This is a genomic window from Sphingomonas sp. BE138 (genome assembly GCF_031456125.1).
In the GTDB taxonomy this organism is placed as follows: Bacteria; Pseudomonadota; Alphaproteobacteria; order Sphingomonadales; family Sphingomonadaceae; genus Sphingomonas.
Genome location: NZ_JAVDUC010000043.1, coordinates 1 through 9,457, shown reverse-complemented (window position 1 = coordinate 9,457; position 9,457 = coordinate 1). Strand labels below are relative to the sequence as shown.

General features: G+C 62.1%; 10 protein-coding genes. 6 read left to right on the top strand and 4 right to left on the bottom strand.

The features are described 5' to 3' along the window. Nucleotides 1–93: 93 nt before the first annotated feature. On the bottom strand, nucleotides 94–408 hold the full coding sequence (locus J2Y58_RS20225; RefSeq protein ID WP_310107176.1) for a hypothetical protein: 315 nt from the start codon (nucleotides 406–408) through the stop codon (nucleotides 94–96). Next, on the bottom strand, nucleotides 405–821 hold the full coding sequence (locus tag J2Y58_RS20220; protein WP_310107175.1) for a thioesterase family protein: 417 nt from the start codon (nucleotides 819–821) through the stop codon (nucleotides 405–407). The genes J2Y58_RS20225 and J2Y58_RS20220 overlap by 4 nt, the downstream gene beginning before the upstream one ends. Nucleotides 822–844: 23 nt before the next feature. On the opposite strand from J2Y58_RS20220, the gene J2Y58_RS20215 reads away from it, so the two are divergent. From J2Y58_RS20215 to J2Y58_RS20195, 5 genes are all read left to right on the top strand, one after another. Continuing rightward, nucleotides 845–1,495 (top strand): TetR family transcriptional regulator, encoded by a 651-nt coding sequence (locus tag J2Y58_RS20215; protein ID WP_310107173.1) that lies wholly within the window; start codon nucleotides 845–847, stop codon nucleotides 1,493–1,495. A gap of 75 nt (nucleotides 1,496–1,570) precedes the next feature. Beyond that, nucleotides 1,571–3,871: a membrane-bound PQQ-dependent dehydrogenase, glucose/quinate/shikimate family gene (locus tag J2Y58_RS20210; RefSeq protein WP_310107171.1), complete on the top strand. Its 2,301-nt coding sequence runs from the start codon at nucleotides 1,571–1,573 to the stop codon at nucleotides 3,869–3,871. A gap of 24 nt (nucleotides 3,872–3,895) precedes the next feature. Continuing rightward, a complete protein-coding gene (locus J2Y58_RS20205) occupies nucleotides 3,896–4,354 on the top strand; it encodes an AMP-binding protein (RefSeq protein WP_310107169.1) in 459 nt (152 codons plus the stop codon). Continuing rightward, entirely contained in the window at nucleotides 4,351–5,472 is a 1,122-nt protein-coding gene (locus tag J2Y58_RS20200) for an AMP-binding protein (protein WP_310107178.1), read from the top strand. The genes J2Y58_RS20205 and J2Y58_RS20200 overlap by 4 nt, the downstream gene beginning before the upstream one ends. A gap of 164 nt (nucleotides 5,473–5,636) precedes the next feature. Continuing rightward, nucleotides 5,637–6,281: a recombinase family protein gene (locus tag J2Y58_RS20195; RefSeq protein ID WP_114688965.1), complete on the top strand. Its 645-nt coding sequence runs from the start codon at nucleotides 5,637–5,639 to the stop codon at nucleotides 6,279–6,281. Between the two features lie 23 nt (nucleotides 6,282–6,304). Here J2Y58_RS20195 and J2Y58_RS20190 read toward each other — a convergent pair whose 3' ends face one another. Further along, the gene (locus tag J2Y58_RS20190) at nucleotides 6,305–7,678 is read right to left on the bottom strand and encodes an IS1182 family transposase (protein WP_310107166.1); all 1,374 of its coding nucleotides are present in this window, start codon (nucleotides 7,676–7,678) and stop codon (nucleotides 6,305–6,307) included. A 407-nt stretch (nucleotides 7,679–8,085) separates the two neighbouring features. Here J2Y58_RS20190 and J2Y58_RS20185 point away from each other — a divergent pair, with 407 nt between their 5' ends. Then, nucleotides 8,086–8,859 carry an alpha/beta fold hydrolase gene (locus J2Y58_RS20185; RefSeq protein WP_310107164.1) on the top strand — a complete coding sequence of 258 codons (774 nt, stop codon included), beginning with the start codon at nucleotides 8,086–8,088 and terminating at the stop codon, nucleotides 8,857–8,859. Nucleotides 8,860–9,125: 266 nt separating this feature from the next. Here the strand turns inward: J2Y58_RS20185 and J2Y58_RS20180 are convergent. Then, nucleotides 9,126–9,457, bottom strand: a 332-nt coding sequence (locus J2Y58_RS20180; protein ID WP_310107159.1) for a hypothetical protein, incomplete at its 5' end; no start/stop codon positions are given.

Below are 9,457 nucleotides of genomic sequence, written 5' to 3'. Positions count from 1 at the left end.
GGCCGGGCCGGCCTGATACGCGGCGTATCCTCCGGTGACCAATGTCACCAGCCATCCGCCAAGCCGTTTTCGCGCAGGCCTTTTTCAACAGCCTCAATCGGTTGTGGCATTTTGTGCATTATCCTTCGGCCCGGTAAGGTCGACGGACAACGTTTTCTGATATTCGATGACGCTGGCCGAAGCGCTGACGACCGGGCGACGAAGGCTACGGGTAGCGCCGGCGATCAGTTCACTTGCGCGGACGGCATGATCCTCGCCGGAAAGTCCGGGCGAGGCGCCGTCGATCCGCGCGAGAGCCGCATCGAAGCTCAGGGCCGGGGCGCTTTGCTCAGTCCGGCTCTGAGCATTTGCTGTCCCAATGCAAACCACGGTTGATATAATGAATTGCAAGACGAGGCGGCCCGTCACGCCGTAGCCTCCAATGGGCCCAAGAAAGTATCGCGCACATTCCGGTCGAGGCGGACCGGACGAAGAGAGGTGGCATCCACACTGCACCAGACGCTCTTGACGTCCGCCAGGACGGTCGCGCCGCGTCGTATCGTTGCCCCGAAATATGCTTTGGCTCCGACGATCCGTTCGATGAGCATTTGAACTTCAATGCGTTCGTGGAGAAACGCAGCGCGGCGATAGGTGATCTCATGCTTGAGTGCGACCCACGCGACCGAACGCACAGCCTCGCTAGGCGCACCCTGGCTCCAAAAGGCAGTCACCGCATCCTGAATCCAGCGCAGGTAGACGGTGTTGTTCACATGTCCCATGTGGTCGATGTCCGATGCGATCACCTCGAACGCGCTGAAATGACCTCCGCCGCCTTCAAGCATTTGATCCGTCCTCATGGAATTAGTTGACAGCGATCAAACCCTTGCAGATATTGTCATCAATGACAATAGTGACGAGCCTTGTCCGGCGTCGACGCCGCCATCCGGACGAGCTCCGCGAAGAGGCGATCATTGCGGCTCGCGAGATTTTGATGGCGGACGGTCCCGGCTCGATTACGCTTCAGGCGGTCGCGGCAGCGCTCGGGATGGCGCACGGGAGCATCACCCATCATTTCGGTACTGCCGCCAATCTTCAGGCGGCGGTTGCCGATGAACTGATCGTGCAGCTTCTGACCGAAGTGCGGACGGGGACGTTGGCGCTGAAAGCCGGGGATATCTGCGAAGCGGATCTCGTCGATCTGGTGTTCGACACCTTTGAGACGACGGGCGTCGGCAGGCTGATCGGGTGGCTGTCCGCCTCGCAAAGCCCCCTTCTTCAGCCGCTGTTCGAACGCTTCGCGCGACTTCCTCACGAGATTGCAACTGACCGCAGGGACGGATCGGCCTTCACCGAGGCTGAGCTTCCGATAATTATCGAGAGTATCGTCACCTCGGCCCTGAGCTCATCCCTCATCGGGTCTGGGCTTCGGCAGGCGCTTGGTCTTTCGCCGGCGTTCACCCGGCAGCGGGTTGCTGAGAACCTCGCGGCGCAGCGCGCGATGCGCATCCCGCAATGAAATCTTACTAGCCGAAGCGACGAGGCGGCTGACCGACAGGGGCAGCCTACCAGCTCAAATTCAATCGGAGCGCAAATGTCGAAGATTGCGAGACTTTACGCACTGGTCCTAATGATTATCGGCGTTGCCTTAACAGCAGCCGGTTTATGGCTGACGGGGCTCGGCGGATCGCCCTATTATGCTATCTTTGGTGCAGCGCTCGCCATAGCGGCCGTTCTTGCTTTGAAGAGCCGGCGCCAAGCGATTTGGGCGCTCGCGGCTGCGTTGGTCGGCACCTTGATCTGGTCGATTTTCGAGGCAGGTTTCCGTTTCTGGGACCTCTTTCCCCGTCTGCTCGCCCCCATTGCCCTTGTAGGCTTGGGCTTCGCGCTCTTCCCGATGATCATCGCCGGTAGCGCCCAACGAGGTGTTCGGCTCTGCGCTGCAGCCTGTGCGGCCGCGTTCATCACTATGTTCGGACTGGCATTCGTGTCACATCCCACTGTGCCCGCAATTGCAGCGTCGGAATACTCGCCGGGCGCGGGTAACAACGCGCCGCAGGACTGGACTTCTTACGGGGCAAACACCGCCGGGCTTCGGTACAGAGCCTATAACAAGATCAATCGCGACAATGTCACAACGTTGAAGCCGGCCTGGACCATCCGGACCGGCGACATGGGCCCGGGCATTGACCAGAACACCCCGCTTCAGATTGGCGACACGCTTTATAGCTGCACCCGTAACAACGTCATTATCGCACTTGACCCGGATACGGGTGCAACGCGCTGGCGCTTCGATCCGCATGCCAAGGCGCCCTTCTGGCAGCGGTGTCGCTCGCTCGGCTATTACCAGTCGACGACAACGACCGGCGATTGCAAGCAGCGGCTCATCGCTACCACCATTGATGCCCGCTTGATTGCGCTCGACGCCAGGACGGGCAAGCTCTGCCCCGGTTTCGGCAATGCCGGCACCGTGTCGCTTGCTGAAGGCATGGGGCCGGTCCAGCCCGGTTTCTACTTTCAGACCTCCGCCCCGCTCGTTGCGCGCAACATCATCGTGATCGGTGGCTGGGTGGTCGACAACGAGCAGATCGGTGAACCCTCCGGCGTCATCCGCGGCTTCGACGTGATGACCGGCAAGCTCGTCTGGGCATGGGACTTGGGCAACCCGGCGATCACGCGTGAGCCTCCTCCCGGCCAGACCTTCACACGCGGTACGCCGAACATGTGGACCACTGCGGCCTATGACGACAAGCTCGGCCTGATCTATGTCCCGCTCGGCAACGCCACGCCTGACTATTACGGCGTGCAGCGCAAGCCATGGGCAGACCAGTACAATTCGACGCTTGTCGCGCTCGACGTGACCTCCGGCCGCGAGCGCTGGAAATTCCAGACGGTGCATCACGACCTGTGGGACTATGACCTTCCCGCACAACCCGCCCTCGTCAATCTGCGGGGCAATATTCCGGCGCTCCTGCTGTCCACCAAGCGGGGTCAGCTATTCCTGCTGAACCGGGCCACTGGTCAGCCGCTGAGCCGCGTGGTGGAAAAACCCGTGTCGTCGGCGGGCAGCATGCCGGGTGAGCGGATGTCGCCGACCCAGCCTTATTCGGTTGATATGCCGGTGATCGCGGAGACGCTGAACGAACGTCGCATGTGGGGCATGACCATGTTCGACCAGCTCGCCTGCCGCATATCCTTCCGTCAGTCGCGTTACAGCGGTGATTTCACGCCCCCGGGCATGACCCAGTCGATCGAGCATCCGAGCAACCTCGGTGGCCTGAACTGGGGAAGCATGTCGGTCGACGTACCCAACAACCGGGTGTTCATGAACGACGTCCGCGTGCCAATGACCGTCCGCCTGATGACCCGTCCGGAATTCACGGAGTTCGCCAAGAAAAACCATCCGGATGGCACCGGTCACGGACCATCGCCGCAGCTCGGCACGCCGTATGGCGTCAACATCCAGATGTGGATGACGAAACTGGGCGTCCCCTGCTCCCGCCCCCCGTTCGGCACGATCACCGCGATCGACCTCAACACGCGCAAGATCGCGTGGCAGGTGCCGGCCGGAACCGCCGAGGAACTAGGGCCGCTGGGGATCAAGTCGCACCTCCCGATGCCGATCGGTATGCCGACCTATGCCGGCACCAGCGTGACCGCCGGGGGACTGCTCTTCTTCGCGGGATCGCAGGACTACTATCTCCGCGCTTACGACACATCGAATGGCAAGGAGGTCTGGCGCTACCGGCTGCCGGTAGGCTCGAGCGCGACACCGATGACCTACATTTCACCTAAAACCGGACGCCAGTACGTGCTGGTATCGGTCGGCGGAGCTGCCCATTCGAAGGACATCGGCGATTACGTCATCGCGTTCAGTACACCCAAAGCCAACTAAAACATCAATGCCTTAGGAGAGGTTATGACGCAGCCGAGATTGCTCGAGATGGTCGCTGCAGAGGCATATGACTATCCCCTCCTCATCCGTCGATTGCTCCCCCAAGCGGAGACGACGAATGAGGAGATCGTCAGCGACGGGCGGCGATTTCGTTACGCCGAGTTCGTCGAGCGGGTTCACCGCCTGGCATCAGGTCTCTCCCAGCTGGGTGTTCAGGCAGGGGATACGGTCGCGGTGATGGATTGGGACAGTCACCGCTATCTCGAATGCTATTTCGCCATCCCCATGCTTGGCGCGATCCTGCAGACCGTCAATGTTCGCCTAGCACCCGCCGCGATCGGCTTCACGCTTCGGCAGAGCGGCGCTTCGACACTCCTCTATCACAACGACTTCAAGCCGCTCGCCGACGCACTTCTACCTGCACTCGACATTCTACGCGTCGTCACCTTCGGCGGAATGGCAGGTGACGGCTTCGAGGCCTGATCAAAGCGGGCGACCCCGGCTTCGCCTTTGACGATTTCGATGAGAACGCCATCGCGACGACGTTCCACACGACCGGAACGACCGGTGACCCCAAGCAGGTGTTCTTCTCGCATAGACAACTTGTTCTGCATACCTTGGCGGCCGCCACGACGATCGCAAACCAGCCTGTCGGACAGAATGTCACACGCCGTGACGTGTACATGCCGATGACGCCGATGTTTCACGTCCACGCCTGGGGCATGCCGTTCATCGCCACGATGCTGGGAATGAAGCAGGTCTATCCCGGACGCTATGATCCCGCCACGCTTCTTGCGCTGAAGCGCAATGAGGGCGTGACCTACTCGTATTGCGTGCCGACGATCCTGCGAATGGTGGTCGATGCCGCGAAGGCAAATGCTTGGGACGTAGGGCCCTGGACGATGATGATCGGCGGGTCAGCTCTGCCTGAGGCTCTGGCCCAGGAAGCAGAAGAAGTCGGCATCATCGCGCTTTCCGGATACGGCATGTCCGAAACCGGACCTGTCGTCACGCTTGCCCGCAGCCAACCGGAAGATACCGTAGGCGTTCGCTGTCGCGCTGGTTTCCCATTGCCGCTCGTCGAGGTCGCCATCGACCAAGCCCGTGGCGGCGAACTGACCCTCCGGGCACCCTGGCTCACCCAAGGCTACTCGCAGCAGCACGCTTCCGATGCGCTGTGGGACGGCGGACGCCTTCATACCGGCGACATTGCCGAGATCGATGCCGACGGCGCGGTTCGGATCGTCGATCGGTTGAAGGACGTCATCAAGACGGGCGGCGAATGGGTTTCTTCAATCGAACTGGAAGCTCTTCTCACGGCCGAACCCGGCGTTGCCGAAGCAGCCGTCGTCGGTATCCCCGACGCTCGCTGGGGCGAACGACCGATCGCATTTGTCGTCCGCGCTGCCGGGCCGACGGTGTCGGAGGAAGCGTTACGAGAGGCTGTGGTCGCTCGGGCGCTAACGGGAGCCATCTCGCGTTACGCCGTACCGGATGCCATTCACTTCTGTGATGCCCTGCCAAGAACGAGCGTCGGCAAGGTCGACAAAAAGGCGTTGAAGGAGACGGCTCACCCTTCCGCTCTGTTTGCCGGCGCCTGACTCACGGCTGCTTCCCGCGTACCCGGCCAAGCCGCCAGAAAAACGACCGGTTTTCTGGCGATTGCTGTTTTTGCCTCGTCCCCCCTGCCTTGTGGTCGGGATACCCGTTGCGGAAACCACCAGCACATTGCAGGGTGTCAGATATCTTTTCTGGCGGGGTGGCGATGCTCATCGGATATGTGAGGGTGTCCAAGGCTGACGGATCGCAGACGCTGGCACTGCAGCGCGATGCGCTGCTCGCCGCAGGCGTCGATGCCTCGCGCATTTATGAGGATCTCGCGTCGGGTCGTCATGATGCACGTCCCGGCCTGACTGCCTGTCTCAAGGCATTGCAGCCCGGCAATACACTGGTGCTCTGGAAACTGGATCGCCTCGGACGCGACCTGAGGCATTTGGTCATCACCGCCGAGGCGCTGCGTGAGCGCGGTATTGGGTTGAAGGTGCTGACCGGCGCCGGCGCGCAGATTGACACCACCACCGCCAACGGCCGCCTGGCCTTTGGCATCTTCGCCGCTTTTGCAGAGTTCGAGCGCGAGTTGATCGCCGAGCGCACACAGGCCGGCCTTGCCGCGGCACGCGCGCGGGGGCGCATGGGAGGGCGACCCCGCAAGATGGACAAGGCAACGCTGGCGATGGCGATGGCCGCCATGTCCGATCGCAACGCGATCGCAGCCGATGTCGCGCGCCGTCTCGGGATGACGACGACGACACTCTATATGTACGTGAACGGTGACGGCACGCCCAAGGCACCGGGCCAGGCACTGCTCGACGGTGTGCCATACCGCAAAGAACGGCTGCAAGCCGCGTGATAGATCACGCCGCGCCTCAGCGATCAGGCATATCGTCGAGCAGGCGAGGCGATCACGTCGTGTTCAATCGACCGGGCCGAGATTTCAGCCGGAGTCAGGGCCGCGGGGACGCACACCCCCCGACGCGGCTTGCCGTTCAGTCGGTTCGATCGCGCAAGGATCATCAGGTTCATCACCGCCGCGCCGATCAGGAACTCCTCTTCCGCTCCGCGGATACCGCGCAGGTGAAGCCGCCTCATGCCATGCTTACCCTTGGCGTCAGCGAAGAACCGTTCAACCCCGCGCCGCAACCGCATAGACCGCTTGTAGAGCCCGGTTTCCACTTCGGCTCTGGCAAGATCGCGGACGTCCTCATCGTCCAGCCGAACCAGGATACGACGCCGCGCCGTCGTGCATTTCTTCCGAAGCACGCACGCCTCGCAGTCACGCGCATCGGCTGCATAACGGTGTACGCCGGTGGGCAGATAGAAGGCATGATGTCGGAGCGGCTTTCCGGTCGGACAGGTAAAGCTGTCAATGTCACGATCATAGCTGAAGGCCGTTCGCGGCAGCTTGCCCTTGGTCTGTTGCGTACGGTCGATTACCGGAATGTGCGGGATTGCGCCGTGATCCCTTACGAAGCCGAGGAAGTTGGCGCTGCCATAGGCTTTGTCGGCCGCAACCCGCTTGGGACGATAATCAAAGCGATCGGCCGATCGCTCGAGCATGACGCGCCCCGCATCAACTTCCTCCGCGAACCGAGCCGGTGTCGCCTTCACATCGAGAGCGACGCCACTCGGGGTGTCGACCAGCGCATTCAGGGCGTAGCCGAACCGGCCACGCACCGTTCGCGCCGACCAAGCCGCGGCAGGATCCGTTCGAGAGACGCCTTGGCAGCTTTTCGAGCGCGCCATTTCAAAGACGGCATCTCTTGTGTCGTGCACCCACTCCCTAACCGCGCGCGACGCGTTGGCGACATACGGCAGGTAGCCAGGAACGGTCTTGCGCTGCCAGCTCGCATCAGCCGCTATGAACGATGCATCGATCGCGGCGTCTTTTCCGCCAATCAGTCCTTCACTGATGCAGCGTCGGACCGTGCTTTCGAACAGGATCCGGAACACGTCGGCATCGCGGAAACGACCGTGCCGGTTCTTGCTGAACGTCGAGTGGTGCGGAACCTTGTCTCCCGGCGCGAGACGGCAGAACCAGCGATAGGCCAGATTGTAGCGCAGCTCCTCACACAGACGCCGTTCGGACGTGATCGCGTAAATGCGGCCGACCAAGGCCATGCGGATGAGGAGTTCGGGATCGATCGATGGCCGTCCCCTTGCGCTGTAGTGACCGGCCAGTGCCTGTCTCAACTCGCCGATGTCGAGACATCGATCGACGCGACGCAGCAGGTGGTCTGTGGGCAACATGGCTTCTATGGTGCGGCGGGACGCCCCGTCCCGCTTACCGCGACAGGCTGGTCCCATCATAGCGACGCTCCTTTCGGCAGCCATGAAACGAAGGAGCAACCCAGCATGTCCGGCATTTTTCAACAGGCCCGATCGTTTGCGAGACAACTCTGATCTGGTGCTTCAATCGCAATTGCCCATCGTCCGCGCAGACCCACAAGCGGCCATTCAGTGCAAACGTAGCGCTACTCACAAGCGGTCGCTCGTTCATACTCAAGGACCCTTCTCTGAACAGGAAGACTCACCCGGCTCACCGCCTCCTGGCGTGGGCCTAGGGGCCGATCTCCAGCGCCCGTCAGCCGATTAAGGCCGGGCCCGCGAAGCGACCGTGCTCGTTGAGCTTCTCACAGCGGCAAGGCGGAGGCGGCATGAACACGATTGAGCGCGGCACTGGACGCACGCTGCTTCTGATCCACGGCCTGGGCGGGAGTTGGCGATCGTGGAGCACCGTCTTGGGCCCACTCAGCGCCTCGCGGAAGGTCATCGCGGTCGACCTTCCCGGCCATGGGGCTACCCTTGCCGAGTCCGACAGCGGGACGTTTGATGGTCTGGTCGGCAGCGTCGAGCGTTACATCGCGGAGGCTGGTTTGTCTGGCGTCGATGTTGTCGGCAGTTCCATGGGCGCGCGGATTGTGCTTGAGCTCGCGCGGCGCGGACTCGCCGGCAACGTCGTCGCGCTTGATCCTGGCGGCTTCTGGCGAGGGTGGGAGCGAACCTTCTTCAGAACCACCATCGGCGCCTCCGGTCGCTTGCTGCGCGCCATCCGGCCAGCTCTGCCGGCGTTGAGCCGAAACGCAGCGTCGCGCACGGCGCTGCTCGCTCAGCTCTCCGCGCGTCCTTGGGCGCTTGACGGGGAGACCGTCGCGACCGAGCTGGAAGGTCTCAGTAGAACGCCGACGTTCGATGCGCTGGTCCAGAGCCTTGCCGCGGGACCTGAGCAGTCCGGTCCCGCCGCTGCCGGCACCGGCCGGGTCGTCATCGGGTGGGGCAGGCAAGACCGGCTCTGCCTCCCCAGACAGGCTGCGCGCGCGCAGGCAGCCTTTCCCGGCGCCGAGCTCCACTGGTTTGATGGCAGCGGCCACTTTCCGATGTGGGACACGCCGGAGGAGACAGTCGCCGTCATCCTCGACGCGACGAGGTGAAGCTCCACCCGCTGGACGGCTCGCTTGCGCGATGTCGGCAGCATCGACCCAATCCCAGTCATTCCGCGGGCTCATCGCGGCCCCCGAAACCCGCCGGTCGTTCATCTTTGTCAGCGAGCGTTCGATCGGCGAGGCTTGGGACAAACCCGTCCTTCATGAGGACGACAGTGAACGACCAGATTTGGAGAAAGCGGCCGTTCGCGCGACGAAGGACTTTAGCAAGTCTGGACGACCGCTCCCGCTAATGGCTAGAAAGTTTATCGGATTCAAAGGAGATATAGCAGAAGTTGCGTGTCGCTGTCGGGGTCGAAGCCTTCTTCGTCTTCGCTAGACCAGGCACTAAAGAAATCCTCGACCAGCCCTTCCGTCGCGATCCCGATCAACGCCACCGGCCTCGTATACTTGCGATAAAAGTAGCCGACGCGCTGATAATCGTCATCATCAACGAAATCCTCTCCCGCCGTTTCGTATCGCACCGTGTGCCAAATATCGTCGACCTGCGAGTGACCTGCCCCCCGTTGGCTCCCTCGCTTTGATGTAGAGTCTGCACCAGGAAGGAGCAGACGAGTGAGAAAGAGCCGTTTTTCCGAGGAACAGA

Coding starts and splice junctions, on each gene's coding strand:
- J2Y58_RS20220 (WP_310107175.1), bottom strand. CDS start 821: ATGCTTGAAGGCGGCGGAGGTCATTTCAGCGCGTTCGAGGTGATCGCA.
- J2Y58_RS20210 (WP_310107171.1), top strand. CDS start 1,571: ATGTCGAAGATTGCGAGACTTTACGCACTGGTCCTAATGATTATCGGC.
- J2Y58_RS20205 (WP_310107169.1), top strand. CDS start 3,896: ATGACGCAGCCGAGATTGCTCGAGATGGTCGCTGCAGAGGCATATGAC.
- J2Y58_RS20195 (WP_114688965.1), top strand. CDS start 5,637: ATGCTCATCGGATATGTGAGGGTGTCCAAGGCTGACGGATCGCAGACG.
- J2Y58_RS20190 (WP_310107166.1), bottom strand. CDS start 7,678: ATGTTGCCCACAGACCACCTGCTGCGTCGCGTCGATCGATGTCTCGAC.
- J2Y58_RS20185 (WP_310107164.1), top strand. CDS start 8,086: ATGAACACGATTGAGCGCGGCACTGGACGCACGCTGCTTCTGATCCAC.